General features: G+C 70.1%; 16 protein-coding genes. 6 read left to right on the top strand and 10 right to left on the bottom strand.

Annotation, left to right across the window (positions count from 1 at the left end; all coding sequences use genetic code 11):
* Window positions 1-33 precede the first annotated feature (33 nt).
* Window positions 34-2,079: a CocE/NonD family hydrolase gene (locus ACGFU6_RS05005; RefSeq protein WP_393608113.1), complete on the top strand. Its 2,046-nt coding sequence runs from the start codon at window positions 34-36 to the stop codon at window positions 2,077-2,079.
* A 73-nt stretch (window positions 2,080-2,152) separates the two neighbouring features.
* Here the strand turns inward: ACGFU6_RS05005 and ACGFU6_RS05000 are convergent, their stop codons facing one another.
* The 3 genes from ACGFU6_RS05000 to ACGFU6_RS04990 all read right to left on the bottom strand — a co-directional run bounded on the left by ACGFU6_RS05000 (window position 2,153) and on the right by ACGFU6_RS04990 (window position 5,132).
* Window positions 2,153-3,421, bottom strand: coding sequence for a cation:proton antiporter (locus ACGFU6_RS05000; RefSeq protein WP_393608112.1), 1,269 nt, complete (start codon window positions 3,419-3,421; stop codon window positions 2,153-2,155).
* A 242-nt stretch (window positions 3,422-3,663) separates the two neighbouring features.
* Window positions 3,664-4,017, bottom strand: coding sequence for a PRC-barrel domain containing protein (locus ACGFU6_RS04995; RefSeq protein ID WP_393608111.1), 354 nt, complete (start codon window positions 4,015-4,017; stop codon window positions 3,664-3,666).
* Window positions 4,018-4,358: 341 nt separating this feature from the next.
* Window positions 4,359-5,132, bottom strand: a complete 774-nt coding sequence (locus ACGFU6_RS04990) for a hypothetical protein (RefSeq protein WP_393608110.1) — start codon at window positions 5,130-5,132, stop codon at window positions 4,359-4,361.
* 240 nt (window positions 5,133-5,372) lie between these two features.
* Between ACGFU6_RS04990 and ACGFU6_RS04985 the strand changes: the two genes are divergently transcribed.
* On the top strand, window positions 5,373-5,735 hold the full coding sequence (locus tag ACGFU6_RS04985; RefSeq protein ID WP_393608109.1) for a hypothetical protein: 363 nt from the start codon (window positions 5,373-5,375) through the stop codon (window positions 5,733-5,735).
* Window positions 5,736-5,778: 43 nt separating this feature from the next.
* Here ACGFU6_RS04985 and ACGFU6_RS04980 read toward each other — a convergent pair whose 3' ends face one another.
* The 3 genes from ACGFU6_RS04980 to ACGFU6_RS04970 form a co-directional block, all read right to left on the bottom strand.
* Window positions 5,779-6,036: a hypothetical protein gene (locus ACGFU6_RS04980; RefSeq protein ID WP_393608108.1), complete on the bottom strand. Its 258-nt coding sequence runs from the start codon at window positions 6,034-6,036 to the stop codon at window positions 5,779-5,781.
* A gap of 187 nt (window positions 6,037-6,223) precedes the next feature.
* On the bottom strand, window positions 6,224-6,553 hold the full coding sequence (locus ACGFU6_RS04975) for a hypothetical protein (RefSeq protein ID WP_393608107.1): 330 nt from the start codon (window positions 6,551-6,553) through the stop codon (window positions 6,224-6,226).
* 67 nt (window positions 6,554-6,620) lie between these two features.
* Complete coding sequence (locus ACGFU6_RS04970) at window positions 6,621-7,430, bottom strand: alpha/beta fold hydrolase (protein WP_393608106.1); 810 nt, start codon at window positions 7,428-7,430, stop codon at window positions 6,621-6,623.
* A gap of 79 nt (window positions 7,431-7,509) precedes the next feature.
* Between ACGFU6_RS04970 and ACGFU6_RS04965 the strand changes: the two genes are divergently transcribed.
* Entirely contained in the window at window positions 7,510-7,878 is a 369-nt protein-coding gene (locus ACGFU6_RS04965) for a MerR family transcriptional regulator (RefSeq protein WP_393608105.1), read from the top strand.
* Window positions 7,879-8,066: 188 nt separating this feature from the next.
* On the opposite strand, the gene ACGFU6_RS04960 is transcribed toward ACGFU6_RS04965, so the two are convergent.
* Together ACGFU6_RS04960 and ACGFU6_RS04955 are read right to left on the bottom strand one after the other, a co-directional pair.
* Window positions 8,067-8,234 carry a hypothetical protein gene (locus ACGFU6_RS04960; RefSeq protein ID WP_393608104.1) on the bottom strand — a complete coding sequence of 56 codons (168 nt, stop codon included), beginning with the start codon at window positions 8,232-8,234 and terminating at the stop codon, window positions 8,067-8,069.
* Between the two features lie 108 nt (window positions 8,235-8,342).
* The gene (locus ACGFU6_RS04955) at window positions 8,343-8,465 is read right to left on the bottom strand and encodes a hypothetical protein (protein ID WP_393608103.1); all 123 of its coding nucleotides are present in this window, start codon (window positions 8,463-8,465) and stop codon (window positions 8,343-8,345) included.
* Window positions 8,466-8,671: 206 nt separating this feature from the next.
* Between ACGFU6_RS04955 and ACGFU6_RS04950 the strand changes: the two genes are divergently transcribed.
* Window positions 8,672-10,132 (top strand): amidase, encoded by a 1,461-nt coding sequence (locus ACGFU6_RS04950; protein ID WP_393608102.1) that lies wholly within the window; start codon window positions 8,672-8,674, stop codon window positions 10,130-10,132.
* Between the two features lie 45 nt (window positions 10,133-10,177).
* On the opposite strand, the gene ACGFU6_RS04945 is transcribed toward ACGFU6_RS04950, so the two are convergent.
* Both ACGFU6_RS04945 and ACGFU6_RS04940 read right to left on the bottom strand, forming a co-directional pair.
* A complete protein-coding gene (locus ACGFU6_RS04945; RefSeq protein WP_393608377.1) occupies window positions 10,178-11,242 on the bottom strand; it encodes a biotin/lipoate A/B protein ligase family protein in 1,065 nt (354 codons plus the stop codon).
* A gap of 177 nt (window positions 11,243-11,419) precedes the next feature.
* Window positions 11,420-12,367 (bottom strand): methionyl-tRNA formyltransferase, encoded by a 948-nt coding sequence (locus ACGFU6_RS04940; protein ID WP_393608101.1) that lies wholly within the window; start codon window positions 12,365-12,367, stop codon window positions 11,420-11,422.
* 249 nt (window positions 12,368-12,616) lie between these two features.
* On the opposite strand from ACGFU6_RS04940, the gene ACGFU6_RS04935 reads away from it, so the two are divergent.
* Complete coding sequence (locus ACGFU6_RS04935; RefSeq protein WP_393608100.1) at window positions 12,617-13,966, top strand: lysine N(6)-hydroxylase/L-ornithine N(5)-oxygenase family protein; 1,350 nt, start codon at window positions 12,617-12,619, stop codon at window positions 13,964-13,966.
* A gap of 283 nt (window positions 13,967-14,249) precedes the next feature.
* Complete coding sequence (locus tag ACGFU6_RS04930; protein ID WP_393608099.1) at window positions 14,250-15,293, top strand: iron-siderophore ABC transporter substrate-binding protein; 1,044 nt, start codon at window positions 14,250-14,252, stop codon at window positions 15,291-15,293.
* The last annotated feature ends 60 nt before the right edge of the window (window positions 15,294-15,353 follow it).

Below are 15,353 nucleotides of genomic sequence, written 5' to 3'. Positions count from 1 at the left end.
AGGCCCCGGAGAGGAAAGGAGCACCCCATCGGTATGCGACACGTCGACCGGCTTCCCCATGCGGTCGGGCGAGAGGACCACGTCACCATCCAGATGTCGGACGGGGTCCGGCTGTCAGCGAGGATCTGGCGCCCGGTCACCTCCGACAGGGAGCCGGTACCAGCGATCCTGGAGGCCATTCCGTACCGGAAGAACGATCTGACCTCCACCCGTGACGCGATCCACCACCCCTACATCGCCGGCCACGGCTACGCCTGCATACGCGTTGACCTGCGAGGCACGGGCGAATCGGAGGGCGTCCTGCTGGACGAGTACCTGGAACGGGAGCAGTGCGACATCGAAGAGCTGCTCGCCTGGCTCGCCGAGCGGCCCTGGTGCGACGGAACCACGGGGATGATGGGCATCTCCTGGGGAGCGTTCGCCGCACTCCAGGTCGCCGCTCGGCAACCGCCGAGCCTGGGCGCCATCGTCATCGCGTCCTTCACGGACGACAGGTACGCGGACGACATGCACTACGTCGGCGGTGCCATGCTGTCCGACAACCTGGCCGAGGCCGGGACGATGTTCGCCTACGCCACCTGCCCTCCAGATCCGGCCGTGGTCGGCGAGCGCTGGCGGGACATGTGGCACGAACGGCTGGCGTCCGCGCGCCCCTGGGTTCTCGAATGGCTGCGCCACCAGCACCGCGACGAGTACTGGCGCCACGCCTCGCTCAACGAGAACTACGAGGCCCTGCGTTGCCCCGTGCTGGCCTCCAGCGGCTGGGCGGACGGGTACTCCAATGCAGTCACCCGGCTGCTGAGCCGTGTCCAGGTGCCGCGCAAGGGCCTGATCGGGCCCTGGTCGCACAAGATGCCGCACCTCGGCGAGCCGGGACCGGCCATCGGCTACCTGCAGGAGGTGGTCCGGTGGTGGGACCACTGGCTCAAGGGCGTGGACAACGGCGTGATGGACGGACCCATGATCCGCGCCTGGATGCAGGAGAGCGTGCCGCCGTCCACCTCCTACGAGGAGCGGCCGGGCCGCTGGGTGGGGGAGCCGAGCTGGCCCTCGCCGCACATCCAGGAGGTGTCGCACCCTCTGCGCGACCGCACCATCGTGCGCGCCGGGCAAGAACCTGCCTCATCGGAGGAAGGCGAACCCGCAGGCCGGGTCCACACGGTGCAGTCGCCGCTCTCGGTCGGGCAGTTCGCGGGAAAGTGGGCCTCGTACAACGCCCCTCCGGATCTGCCGTACGACCAACGGGAGGAGGACGGCGGCTCACTCGTCTTCGACACCGAGCCGCTGACGGAACGCGTGGAGATCCTCGGCGCGCCCGCCGTGGACCTACTGGTGTCCTCGTCCAAGGAGACGGCACAGCTCACCGTCCGGCTGTCCGACGTGGCGGCCGACGGCCGGGCGACCAGGGTGACCTACGGTGTGCTCAACCTCGCCCACCGGGCGGGCGACAGCCCCGAAGCACTCGAACCGGGCCGGCCGTACCGCGTGCGCATTCCCCTCAACGGGGTCGCTCAGGTCTTCCCGGCCGGGCACCGCATCCGGCTCTCGCTCTCCACCTCGTACTGGCCGCTGGTCTGGCCGGCGCCCGCACCCGCCCTCCTGAGCGTCCACGAGAACGGCAGTTCCCTCACGCTGCCGATCCGGCCCAACGACACCCGGGACGACGAGACCTCGCAGCCCTTCGGTGAACCCGAGGGCTGTGCACCGGCGGACGTGACCCAGCTGACCGAACCCGAACAGGCCTGGACCGTGTCGAGGAATCTGGTCGACTACCACTCCTCGCTCGACATCATCAAGGACCGCGGACTCCAGCGGTACGAGGAGAACGGGATCGAGGTAGGGCTGCGAGCCATCGAGAAGTACACGTCGGTCGCGGACGACTTCGGTTCGGTGAGCGGCGAGTCCGCCTGGACCATGCGGTTCAGGCGCCCCGAATGGGACATCCGGGTGGAGACGCGCACCCTTCTGACGTCGGACGAGAACGCATTCCACGTCGACGCCACGCTGGACGGCTACGAGGGAGACCGCAGGGTCTTCTCCCGCACCTGGAACGAGAGCGTTCCGAGGGTGAACGTCTGAGTCGCGACGCCCCCGACGGCTGTGGGCGCCGGGGGCGTCGCCCGGGGCGGCTCGGGCGAGATCTGGCGGTCAGTCACTCAGTGCGGGTCTGCGGTGCGTTGTCGCCCAGCCTGTCGAGGTGGGCGATCACCGGAGGCGCCGAGGCGCCGTGGAGAAGGACTGATACCAGGATGGTGAAGACCACCACCGACCACATCTCGTTCTCGTACGCCCGGAAGTCGCCCTCTCCGAAGGCATAGGCGAGATAGAAGAGGGATCCGATTCCGCGGATCCCGAAGAACGCGGTGACCAGCCGCTCCTTCCGGCCGCCCGCCCCGCCGAACTGTGCGAACCATCCCGACGCCGGTCGTATCAGCAGATGCAGGAGCAGGCCCACGGCGGCGCCCCGCCAGGTGAGGTGGCTCAGGGCGCCCGTCGCCACGAAGGCGCCCACTCCGAAGAGCAGGACCGCCATCAGGAGCCTTTCGATCTGGTCGGTGAACTCGTGCAGGACCTTGTGATAGCCGTGGCCGTGTTCGAACCTGCGCAAGGTGCAGGCAGTCACGAACACGGCGAGAAATCCGTAGCCGTGCAGGGACTCGGTGATGCCGTAGGAGGCGAACGTCGCTCCCAGCGCCACAAAGCCTCCGCCGTTCTCGGAGAGCCGGAAGGATCGCGTGTCGGACCGGAAGACCATCCGTCCGAGCAGCAGGCCGGCGCCCACGCCGACCGCAAGGCCGACGCCGAGCCTGAGGAGAACGTCGCTCACGATCCAGTGCGAGAGCGAACCCGTGGACCGGCCTCCGCCGGCCTCCGCCAGCGCGATGGCGGCGAGAACGAAGGGGAAGGCGAGCCCGTCATTGAGGCCGGCCTCGCTCGTCAGCGCGAAGCGCACCTCGTCCTCGTCGTACTCGGCGTCCGTGGGTTCGCCGACTCTCACCTCGGAGGCGAGTACCGGATCCGTGGGTGCGAGCACGGCGGCCAGCAGAAGCGCGACGGACAGCGGCCAGGAGAGCAGCCACCAGGCCGCGAGCGCGGTGGCGCCGATCGTCAGGGGCATGGCCAGTCCGAGCAGCCGCCATGTCGTGGACCACTGACGCCACCCGAACGGACGGTTGATGGCCAGCCCCGCGCCCATCAGCGAAATGATGACGCACAGCTCGGTGAGATGCTCCACCCAGATCCGGTCCGTGACGGGGTCGACCGAGGGAAGAGGCAGCGGCAGCAAGTACGTGACCGTGCCGGCTGCCAGGAACACCATCGGAACGGAGACCGGCAGCCGGAACAGCAGTCTGGGCAGCACCGCGGCGAGCAGGACGCCGATGCCGAGACAGGCGTAGACGGCACCGGTGGTGGTTACCACGTCCGGCCGCTCCTTTCGGTTGTCGCGGAACCTCCCCGCACCCGCCCGCACATGGGACCGGTGGAATTCATTCCGTCGGAGCGGCAGCCCGGCGGACAGGGGGACGATAAAAGAAAAGGGGCCCTGATTGAATTGCCCCGGGCGCAGGATGAGGATTGGTGTTGGAGAAAGACAAGAACGTCACAAGCCAGGACCGGCCAGAAACTGCTGGCCGGTCCTGGCTTGTGGACGGTGCCGTGATGTCAGCGGCGGCGGTAGCCGTCGTAGTAGCCGCCGACCTGGTCGTGGTATCCGGCGTCACCGACGTGCTTGTCCTTGTCGAACTCGGGGGAGTCCTTGATCTGATTCTTCGTCAGGTCGACGAAAATCTTGCGCTCGGCCTGGTCGACGGTGCGTACCGTACCGGCCGGCAGCAAGACGTGCTTGCCGAAGATCCAGACGCCCGTATCGACGACGAGATACGAGGAGTTGACGTCGTCCGAGTGCTTGTCGACCTTGCCGATGCTGCCGTCGGTGGCCTCGACCTTGTATCCGATGAGGTCGGTTCCCGCCGTGTGGCCCGTGGTCGGCTGGTAGCCCCAGATGCTGTCACTCATACATTGCTCCCTCACTGAGATTCTTCCTGCTCCACCGTCGAACCAGTGGAGTCGGCCGGCGTCTTTGGAATAGGCGGTGACGCGCTCTCAGAACTTCGGGTGCCCTGCATCCTGGACCCCACACACGTATAGGGCAGCAGATTATCTTCGCTGTGAAGCATGAGATGGTGCGACGCCCGGGTGGGGGCGTCCGTCAGGTATTCCTGTCGTCCCGGGCCACGGTATTCGTCGAATTGAAGCGTTGATTCCCCACGGAACCCGCAGTGGCGTGAATCCCGGCCGTGGACGCGGATCGTCGCACGGCATGTCCCGCAGCGTGTGACGGTCGGTACTTGCGGGCTTCAGGCCGTCCCCGTCGAGCGGCCCAGCAGCGCGTTGATGTCGAACGTCTGGTCCGGCGGCGGGGTGGAGGTGGGCACCGGCTTGTCGAAGGCGGAGAAGTCCACGGTCGCGTCCGCCCCGTCGCCCTGGAGAGTGAGCCGCAGGGGGTAGGGCTTTCCGCTGGCCGCCACGTACAGGACCATCGTCGTGCCGTCCCGCAGTCTGGTCAGCGGGATGACCGGCTCCGTGCCGAGCGTGGTCCTCGTGCCCTTGTTGAGCGTGCCCGTCTCGTTGTCCGCGTTGTCACTGACCAGCTTCTGGAAGGTGTCCAGATCGCAGGCCTTCGTCAGCGGGAGCAGCCTGGAGTCGGTGGCCGACGCCCTCATGTAGCGGCCGTTCAGGATCGCGGCGAAGGCCTGGCCGCCGTCGGGGACCTGGTTCTTCCAGAAGTCCGCGTCGGGTTTGACCCAGACCTCGTTGCCCCGCTTGACGATCTCCACCGAGCCCTGGCTGTTGCCGAGGTCCACCGAGCCGTCGCAGTTGCCGCTCCGGTCCAGGGTGAGCTCCAGGGACATCGGCGTACTGTCCCTGCCCAGGTCACCGCGCGTGCTCAGGTGCATGGAGTGCGCGTCGAGGAGGGCGTCGCGGGCGCGGTCCGCGATCTGCTGGGCGGTGAGCGTGCCGATGTCGTCCGCGTGTGCCACGCCGCCGCCGACGAGGCCGCCGCCGGTGACGGAGAGCACGATCGCCGCGGTCCATGCGGCCGGGCGGGTACCGAGGTGTGGACCGGTCACGTCGCCTCCTCGAAGGGTCATGGCGGGGCTGTGCGGGCGTTCAGGTCCGCAGTCCGGTCTTTCGAGCGTACGCCGGGGCAGGGGCCGCCGCCCGACGGGGAGAACGCCACCCGGACGGGCAGCCGGCGTGACGTCCTGCGGCGATTTCGGTTATGGGAGCCAGGGCCTGCCGTCAGACTGCCGTCGCCGCCCGAGGGACGGCGGCGCGGGCGGCCGGTTCGTCACGACCGAGAGGAAACCATGAACAAGACCGTGCGGAACCTGTCCGCGACCGTGCTCCGGGGCGCCGCTGTCGCGGGCCTCACCGCGGCGCTCGCGGCCTCCACCGGCCTGGCCACGCCCGCCGCCGCCGCTGCTTTGGCGGCCACGCCCCCCGGGCTGTCCTGCGACACGGGCAAGCACGCCGTCGACGACTACACCGGCTACGCGCTGTGCCGGAACAACGGCTCCGCGACGCAGACCTTCTGGGTGCACCTGGTCTGCGGCTGGTCCCCGGACGTGGACGGCGAACACGTCACGCTCAACCCGGGCCAGTCAGGCCAGTCGACCGCGCACTGCGCCGGCCTCGGCACCGGCATCGGTGAGATCACGGTGCAGCCGTAGGGCTTGTGGGGCCGTGGGGCGTGGAGCAGGCGCGTGGCCGGCTTCACGCCCGCGACCCGGGCCGCTCCTCGATCCAGCCCACGTCCAGCGCCGGCCGGTCGCCGTGCACCACGAACCTCTCCTCGCACTCGCTCACTTGGAGCCCGGCGGCGCCCAGCGCGGCGAGGAGCGCGCCGAGCCCGGCGCGGGCCCCCGCCCGGCCGACCGCGTGGCAGCGCTGGGTGACGAACCGTTCGTGACGGCCCCCGCCGACGGCGCGCCGGGCGTTGCGCGAGAGGTGGGCGCCGTGCCGGACGGCCACCGAGCGGGCGGCGGCGACCTCCGCCCCGCCCCGAGCAGCAGCTTGATGTGATGCTCGAAGTGGCAGAGGGGATCGAGCGCGGCGGCCTCCTCGGCCGTCCGCGGTACGTCCTCGTTCCGCGGAGCGGCCTCAGTTCGATCGTCCCGCCCGCTCCGCCCTTCCCGCGTCGCCGCAGTAAATCCGGCATTTACCGCGGCTGTGAATGCGAGAGGGCTGCCTGTGTGGTCCAGGCAAAGGCGAAGGCCGGTACCACGGCGATCAGCGCCATCCACGCGAGCATCGCCACCGGGGAACTGCTCAGCAGTCCGCCGGTCAGGGCTTCTCCTCCGATGCCCAGGTTGAACGCGGAGACGTACCAGGAGGACGCGGCGTCGGGTGCGGTGGCGCCCAGACGGAGCACGCTCGATTGCAGCGCTATCGGCAGAGCGGCGAAGGCAACGCCCCATAGGGCCACGGCCACCACGGCGAGTGGCCGCAGTCGGATGCTCGCGCCGAGCAGCACCAGTGAGCCGACCATCAGGGCGATGGTGCCGAGCAGGACGGTGTGCGGGGCGGAACGGCCTGGCCCGTGAGGAATGGTGCGCTCACGCCGATGTGGTGGGGAGTGCGGCGAGGAATTCGCGTACGTGGCGGAGCCAGGTCGCCCGGTCTGCCGGGTTCAGGACGTGGGCGGCACCGGGCAGTTCGACCAGCCGGGCGCCCGGGATGCCGGCCGCCAGACGGTACGAACTCTCGGGCAGCACCAGTCGGTCGCCGGTCGGCACCACCACCAGGGTGGGGGCGGATACCTTGGCCAGGTCGGCCCGGACGTCCACGCGCGACACCAGGTCGAAGTGGTCGAGCATGCCGGGGGGCATCGCGGTCAGGGTCTGGGCGACCGGTTTGTCGAGTGCGGCCGGTTCGAGGTCCGCCAGGTCCACCGGGGACATGCAGGACAGAAGGGCGAGCCGTGCCACGTCCTCCCACTGACCCGCGGCTGCCAGGGACTTGATCAGCTGGGCGGCGAGCGCCAGGACGGGATCGGCGGCAGCGAAGCCAGCGGTGAGGACGAGGGCCCGGACACGGGCGGGGTGCCGTGTGGCGATCCGGACGGCCACGGCGCTGCCGAGGGATTCCCCGAGGACGGCGAACGAGTCCTGGCCGGCCGCTACGGCGGCTGCGACCAGGCGGTCGGCGAGGTCGTCCAGGGCCAGGGGTTCGACGGCTACGGCAGAGCCGCCGGCCCCGGGGTAGTGCGGGCCGACGACGGTGTGGTCCTGGGCGAGGTCGTCGAGGACGAGGCCGAAGTTCCCCTCGATGCCGCCGCCGGCGCCGTGTGCGAGCAGGAGTGCGGGGCCGCGCCCCTGCACGAGAACGTCGAGGTGAGAAGTGGGAAGCACGTGATCAGTGGTCATGCGCCGAAGCTAAACTCCGACATCAGTGTCAGAGTCAAGTCGCGGCGTGGGCAAGGGGAGCAGGAATGGGGCGAGCGCCATGCGCATGAAGGAGATGGTGCGGCGTACCGGGGTCCATGAACGGCTGCTGCGCTACTACGAACAGCAAGGACTCCTGACGCCCGACAGGCTGCCCAGCGGCTACCGCATCTACGGCGAGTCGGACGTCGAGACAGTGCGCCGCATTCGCTGTCTGCTGGCGGCCGGGCTTCCGACCGCTCTGATCGCCCAGGTTCTGCCGTGCATCCGGGCGGACGACGAGCACCTCGTGCCCACCTGCCCGGACCTGCTCGCCCAACTGCGCCGGGAAGGCGAGCGAATCACCCACACCATCGAAGATCTACAGGCTTCGCGCGCGATCCTCGACACCATCATCACCGCCGCGCCCTCAGGAGCGCCGGGACACTGAGTCCGCTTCAACCTCCCGCTGCCGAGGTAAGAAGGAAGCCCCTGATCGAGCCGCTTGCCGTTCCCAGGCGGAAGGCGTCCTAAGGGTTGATGTTTGACCAGAACGCAACCAGAACTTCACTGGCGTCACCGCCAAGACTGTCCACACGTCGGTGCCGCCGAGATCGTCCAGCCATTCCAGACGCTTGGTCAGATTCTTGAGCTTTGACCAGCGATGTTGATCAGATCTGCCTGGCGGTTCTTCGCCGCGGCCTCCTTGCGGATCGACTGCTCGATGATCCCGCGGGCCTTGGCCTGGTCGTACGTCACCCCGGCCTGCTTGCGGACCAGGACCCGGACGACGCTCAACATCACCACCAACGGCACTGGGCCGAATGGGTGGCGGGCGACGAGTGCCCAGGGTTTCAAGACCATCCCGTTGCCCTTTTGGTGCGTACCTCGGTCGCACCCCTATGCGGGTGAACTTCAGACGTGCTCCGCCGCCCAGCGCCCCAGCCGGACGGACTCCTCGGCATCACCCGCGCCGCGCCCGGGGAACGGACGCACCGTCAGGTGCGTCTCGAACTCGCCCGCGAACTCCGCCTCCACGCGTCCCCACCTGTGCCTTCGTCGTTCATCACCGTCCACGGCGCTGTTGCCCCGTATACGGCCCATAGATTCCGGCAGCGAACCCGGCAAGCGCTGCGGACACTGCACGCCGAACGGTTGAGCGGACCGCCCCGACTCGTTACCCTCCAGTAGCGACCGGGCGGACAGGTGCGCGCACCTGACGGCACGAGGGAGGCGGGCAGTACATGTCCTCAGCGGAGTCCATCGAGACGGATACGGCGGCCCCGGCCGGGCTGGCCGACAGCGCACGGGCCCTGGCGGACGGGCGCGGCACCGCCACGCGGCTGGTCTCCGAGGCCCTCGCCCGGATCGAGGCGAGCCAGGGCACCCTCAACGCCTTCCGGCACCTGCGCGCCGAGGCCGCGCTCACCGAGGCGGCCGAGGCCGACCGCCGGCTGGCGGCGGGGGAGCGGCTGCCGCTCCTCGGGGTGCCCGTCGCGGTCAAGGACGACACCGATGTCGCCGGGATGCCCACCTACTTCGGCTGCGCGGGGGAGGTGCCCGCCGCCACCGCCGACAGCGAGGCCGTACGCAGACTGCGGGCCGCCGGGGCCGTGATCGTCGGGAAGACCAACTCCTGCGAACTGGGCCAGTGGCCGTTCACCGAGGGCCCGGCCTTCGGCGCCACCCGCAACCCCTGGAACACCGACCACACCCCCGGCGGATCGTCCGGCGGATCGGCGGCCGCCGTCGCCGCCGGCCTGGTGCCCGCCGCGCTCGGCTCCGACGGCGCCGGGTCCGTCCGCATCCCGGCGGCCTGGACCCACCTCGTCGGCATCAAACCGCAGCGCGGCCGGATCTCCGTCCACCCCCACAGCGACGCCTTCCAGGGCCTCACCGTCAACGGGCCGCTGGCCAGGACCGTCGCGGACGCCGCGCTCCTCCTGGACGCCGTCGCGGGAGCGCACCCCGACGACCCGCACCGCCCGCCGCCCGTCGAGGCCCGTGCCGCCGCCCGCCGCGACCCGGGCCGGCTGCGCATCGCCGTCGCCTGGCGGCCGCCGCTCACCCTGACCAGGACCGCGCCCCACCCGGAGGTACGGCGCGCCGTCGCCGAGCTCGCGGAGGCCCTGGCGGCGCTCGGCCACCACGTCGAGGAGGCCCGACCCCGCTACGGGCTGATCGGCCTGGGCTTCGTGCCCCGCGCCACCGCGGGGATCGCCGAACTGGCCGCACTGCACCCCGAACCCGCGCTCCTGGACGCGCGCACCCGCAGCGCCCTGCGCACCGGCACCCGGCTCGGCGGCCGGGTGGTGCGGGCGGCCAGGGAGCGCGAGCTGCGCCAGCACCGCCGGATCGGGGCACTGTTCCACCCCGCGCGCGGCCGGGCCGGATCGGGCTTCGACGTGCTGCTCACCCCGACGACCGCCCTCCCGCCGCCCCGGATCGGCAGCTTCGACGGGCTGAGCGCCTGGCGCACCGACGTGGCGATCACGGAGGCGTGCCCGTACGCCTGGCCCTGGAACGTGCTGGGCTGGCCCGGCATCAACGTCCCCGCCGGGTTCACCTCCGACGGGCTCCCCGTCGGGGCCCAGCTGCTCGGCCCCTCCCGCAGCGAGGAGCGGCTGATCTCGCTGGCCGCCCAGCTGGAGGCCGACCGGCGCTGGTACGAACACCGCCCGCCGGCCGCGCCTCCGTTGCCCTGACCGGGGCGTCCGCCGCCGGGCGCGGACCGTTCCCGGCCGCCGGCTCTACGGCACCCGGGCCGTCCACTCGGCCGTGCCGAACTTGGTGCGGACGAGCTCCTCGGCCCGGTCCTGCTCCTCCCGGCTCACCTTGCCGGTGGTGAGCCCGTGGCGGGTGCGGAAGGACTCGATCATGTTGTCGATGACGACGCCCCGGGCGAGGCCGGTCTGGCGGCGGAGGGGGTCGACGCGCTTCTTCGCGCTCCTGGTGCCCTTGTCGGACATCTTCTCGCGGCCGATCCGCAGCACGTCGAGCATTTTGTCGGCGTCGATGTCGTAGGACATCGTCACGTGGTGCAGCACCGCGCCGGGCCCTCCGTCGTGGCCCACGACGCGCTTCTGCGCCGCCCCGGCGATCTTCCCGACCTCGGTCGCGATGTCGTTGAGCGGCTGGTACCAGGCCTTGATGCCCATGTCGCCGAGGGCTTCGAGCACCCAGTCGTCCAGGTAGGCGTAGCTGTCGGCGAAGGAGAGCCCGGAGACGAGTGAGTCGGGGACGGAGAGGGAGTACGTGATGGTGTTGCCCGGCTCCACGAACATCGCCCCGCCGCCGGAGACCCGGCGTACGACGCTCACCCCGTGCCGGGTGGCGGCCTCGCTGTCGACCTCGTTGCGCAGCGACTGGAAGCTGCCGATGATCACGGCGGGCGAGTCCCACTCCCAGACCCGGAGGGTGGGCGGGCGGCGTCCGGCCGCGACCTCGGCGGTGATGACCTCGTCGAGGGCCATGTGCAGGGCGGGGGACTGCGGCTGCTCGTGGATGAGCTGCCAGTCGTAGTCGCCCCACTCGGTGGCGTGTGCCAGCGCCCGGCGTACGGCGACGGCGATGCCCTCGGAGGTGAGGCCGAACATCACGGTCGAGGCGGGCAGCGCCGCGTCGATCCGGGCGGCGAGGTCGGCGGTGCCGGCGTTGGCCGGGGTTCCCTCCAGCGCCGCGTCGATCGCGAGGATCGCCTCGTCCGGTTCCAGGAAGAAGTCCCCGGCCACCCGTACGCCGCGCAGCGCGCCGCCCTCGACGTCCAGGTCCACCACGACGAGCTTGCCGCCGGGGACCTTGTACTCACCGTGCACAGTCATGCCTCCACCTCGGGGAACGGCTCGCGGGGTGAGCCGGACGCACGCACCGATAACGCGCTTCTGCGCCCGAATCATCCCGTGTCGGCCGCCCCCGGGGCGTGCACCGGCACGCGGCGGCAGGCCGGAACCCGCCGCCGGTCCGGTGCGGGCCGGCGGCGGGCTCCGCGGTGCTCAGGGGCGGCTGGTGAGGTATCCGCCCATGGCGGTGAAGTACTCGGTCGCGGGCAGCTCCCGGCCGTCCTCCGTCCGCACCCGGGTGATGGCGAGGCCGTGGTTGAGGCCCGTGCGCGCGTCGGCGCCGGCGACTACCACCACGCCCTCGCCCTCGCGGTAGAAGATGCGGCCGGGCGTGCCGCCGTACCGGCCCTCGGACACGACGGCGGACATCACCTCCAGCCGCTTGCCCCGGTGGAAGGTGAAGGCGTTCGGGTACGGCGAGGTCTGGGCGCGGACCAGCCGGTCCAGCACCTCGGCGGGCCAGTCCCAGTTGATGCGGATGTCCTCCTCGGCGCGCTTGTGGAAGAACGTCGCCTGCGAGCGGTCCTGCCGGGTGAACTCCGTCTGCCCGGAGGCGATCAGGTCCAGCGCGCCGATGGTGACCGGGGCGATCAGGTCGACCGTCTTGTGGAACAGGTCCACGGAGGTGTCGGCGGGCTCCACCTTCACCGCGCGCTGGTCCACGATGTCGCCGGCGTCGAGCACCTCGTCCATCATGTGGGCCGTGACACCGACTTCGGTCTCCCCGTTGATGAGCGCCCAGATCAGCGGCGAGAACCCGGCGTACTTCGGCAGCAGCGAGTCATGGACGTTCAGCGTTCCGTGCGGGGGCAGGTTGTAGATGCGCGGCGGGATCCAGGTGCGCCAGTTGTTGGCGACGATGATGTCCGGAGCGGCCTCCTGGAGCAGCTGGAACAGCTCCTCGTCGTCGGGCCGGTTGCGGATGATCACCGGGACGCCGTGCTCCTCGGCCAGGTCCGCTACGGAATCGCTCCAGATCTTCTCGTACGCGTGCTCACTCTTGGGATGCGTCACGACTGTCACCACGTCGTGCTCGGACTCCAGGAGGGCTCGCAGGGTGCGGTGGCCCCAGGTCTGGTAACCGAACATGGCGACCCGCATGGGTTCCTCCTCAGGTGAGCGAATGATCGACGTCAAGTAAAGCAAGCCTTACCTAATGGCGCAACGGGCCCTGATTTCCGGCGCGTTAGGTAGGGCACCTGCTGATTAGTCCGGTTTTGTCTGGTCGACAGACTCATTGAAGTCAGGTTAGCTTTACCTAAGTTCGACTGGCTGCCGCATCCGGTGTGCCCGCGTCCCGTTCTTTTCGTCCACGCCTGACAGGCGGCTGTCCCGCACGATGGGAGTGACATGTCACAGGTTGATCCTGGCGACGCACCTCTGATCCACGACCTCATAGGAATCGGCTTCGGGCCGTCCAATGTGGCCCTGGCGATCGCGCTCAGCGAGCACAACGCGCGAGTGGACAGGCAGGAGGCGGTCACGGCGCAGTTCTTCGAGCGCCAGCCGGCCTTCGGCTGGCACCGCGGCATGCTGATCGACGACGCGACGATGCAGGTGTCGTTCCTCAAGGATCTGGTGACGCTGCGGGACCCGTCCAGCGAGTACACCTTCCTGCGCTACCTGCAGAGCAGGGGACGGCTGATCGACTTCGTCAACGGCAAGAACCTCTTCCCGCTGCGCGTCGAGTTCCACGACTACTTCGAGTGGGCCGCGGCGAAGGTCGACGACATGGTCAGTTACGGACACGACGTGATCTCCGTCGAACCCGTCCTGGTCGACGGGGTGGTGGAGTACGTCGACGTGACAGCCCGCTCGGGCGACGAGACGGTGGTCCACCGCGCCCGCAACCTGGTCGTCGGCACCGGGCTGCGCCCGCTGATGCCGGAGGGCGTCGAGCGCACCGACCGGGTCTGGCACAACTCCGACCTGCTGGCCAAGGTCGACTCCCTGGAGGGCACCGACCCCGCCCGGTTCGTGGTGGTCGGCGCCGGCCAGAGCGCCGCCGAGAACGTCGCCTACCTGCACCGCCGCTTCCCGCAGGCCGAGGTCTGCGCGGTCTTCTCCCGTTACGGCTACAGCCCGGCCGACGACAGCAGCTTCGCCAACCGGATTTTCGACCCGGAAGCGGTCGACGAGTACTTCACCGCCCCGGACGACGTCAAGCGCAAGCTGATGGACTATCACGGCAACACCAACTACTCCGTCGTGGACATCGACCTGATCGACGACCTGTACCGCCAGGCCTACCAGGAGAAGGTGCTCGGCACCGAGCGGCTGCACTTCATCAACATCTCCCGGCTGACGGGCGTCGAGGAGGACGGGGACAAGGTCCGCGCCACCGTCACCTCCCTGGTCACCGGCGAGGAGAGCACGCTGGAGGCCGACGTCGTGGTCCTCGCCACCGGCTACAGCCCCGTCGACCCCCTGAGCCTCCTCGGTGACGTCGCACGGCACTGCCACCGCGACGGGGCGGGCCGCGTCCGGGTCGAGCGTGACTACCGCATCGCGACGGACGACGAACTGCGCTGCGGGATCTACCTCCAGGGCGGCACCGAGCACACCCACGGCATCACCTCCTCGCTGCTGTCCAACACCGCGATCAGGGTCGGCGAGATCCTCGACTCGATCCTCGAGCGCGGCCTGAAGGACGCCTCGGACGGGCCCCGCCCGCTCGCCGGGGACCTCGCCGCGCCCTGACCCGCCCCGTTCCCGGTCCGCCCTCGGGGGGGGGGGGGGGGGGGGGGGGGGGGGGGGGCGGGGGCGGGGGGGGGGGCGGCGGGGGGGCGGGGGGGGGGGGGGGGGGGGCGGCCCCCGCGGCGGGGGCGGGGGCGGGGGCCCCCCCCCCCCCCCCCCCCCCCCCCCCCCGGGGCCCCCCCCGGGCCCCCCCCCCCCCCCCCCCCCCCCCCACATTTCGCCAGGCCCGCCGCCCGTACGCGGCGGGTCCGGCACGCACAGTGAAAACCCCTTGAAAGGAACATCCGTGTCCACTGGTACACGCCCCGCTCTGACGCGGCTCGTCAGATTCGCACCCCGAGTGGCGGTCGCGGCGGTCGCCGCCGTCGCTCTGGCCGCCTGTGGGGGCGGCAACGACAAGGCCTCGTCCAGTGCCTCGGCCGAGTCGGGCGCGAAGTCCGGTGCCTTCCCGGTGACGGTGCAGCACAAGTACGGCAGCACGACGATCGAGTCGGAGCCCAAGCGGATCGTCACCCTGGGCCTCTCGGACCAGGACGCGGTCCTCGCGCTCGGCATCAAGCCCGTCGGATCGGTGGACTGGTTCAAGGAGAAGCCGTACGGCAAGTGGCCCTGGACCAAGGCCAAGTGGGGCTCCGACACACCGGACGTCGTCGGTGAGCGCGACGAGTACAACATGGAGAAGATCGCCGCACTCAAGCCGGACCTGGTCATCGCCCAGTACTCGGGGATGAAGAAGGAGCAGTACGACACGCTCTCCAAGTTCACCAAGGTCGTCGCCCAGCCCAAGGACCTGCCCGACTACGGGGCCTCCTGGCAGGTGATGACCCGGCAGATCGGAGCGTCGCTCGGCAGGAAGGCGCAGGCCGAGAAGCTGATCACCGGCATCGACGCCGACTTCAAGAAGGTCCGCGACGAGCACCCCGAGTTCGCCGCCAAGACCCTCGCCGTGGCCGACAGCTTCGAGGCGGGCAAGTACTCGGCGTTCACGAAGACCGACCCCAAGTCGATCTTCTTCTCCGAGCTGGGCTTCAAGCTGAAGCCGGAGATCGACAAGCTGGCCAAGCCGGGCTGGAACGCCGCCGAACTCAGCTCCGAGAAGCTGAACGTACTCGACGTCGACCGGCTGGTCTGGGTGACCTCCAGCACCGACGCCAACGACCGGATCAAGGCCGAGCCGCTCTACAAGAACCTCAAGGTGAGCAAGGACAAGCGCGATCTGTTCGTGCCCTACCAGGACCCGGACATCGGCGCCGCGTTCTCCTTCAACACGGTCCTCTCGATCCCCTACGCGATCGACGAGATCGTGCCGCTGCTGACCTCGGTCAAGTAGCACACCGCCCCACCTCAGCAGGACCGAACAGGGGTGCTCGTCCGATGGCGTGCCTGCCGG

Origin of the sequence: Streptomyces sp. NPDC048462 (genome assembly GCF_043200175.1) — a bacterium.
GTDB lineage: Bacteria > Actinomycetota > Actinomycetes > Streptomycetales > Streptomycetaceae > Streptomyces.
Note: the sequence above shows the minus strand (reverse complement) of the source record. Positions and strands in the feature narration are given on the sequence as shown.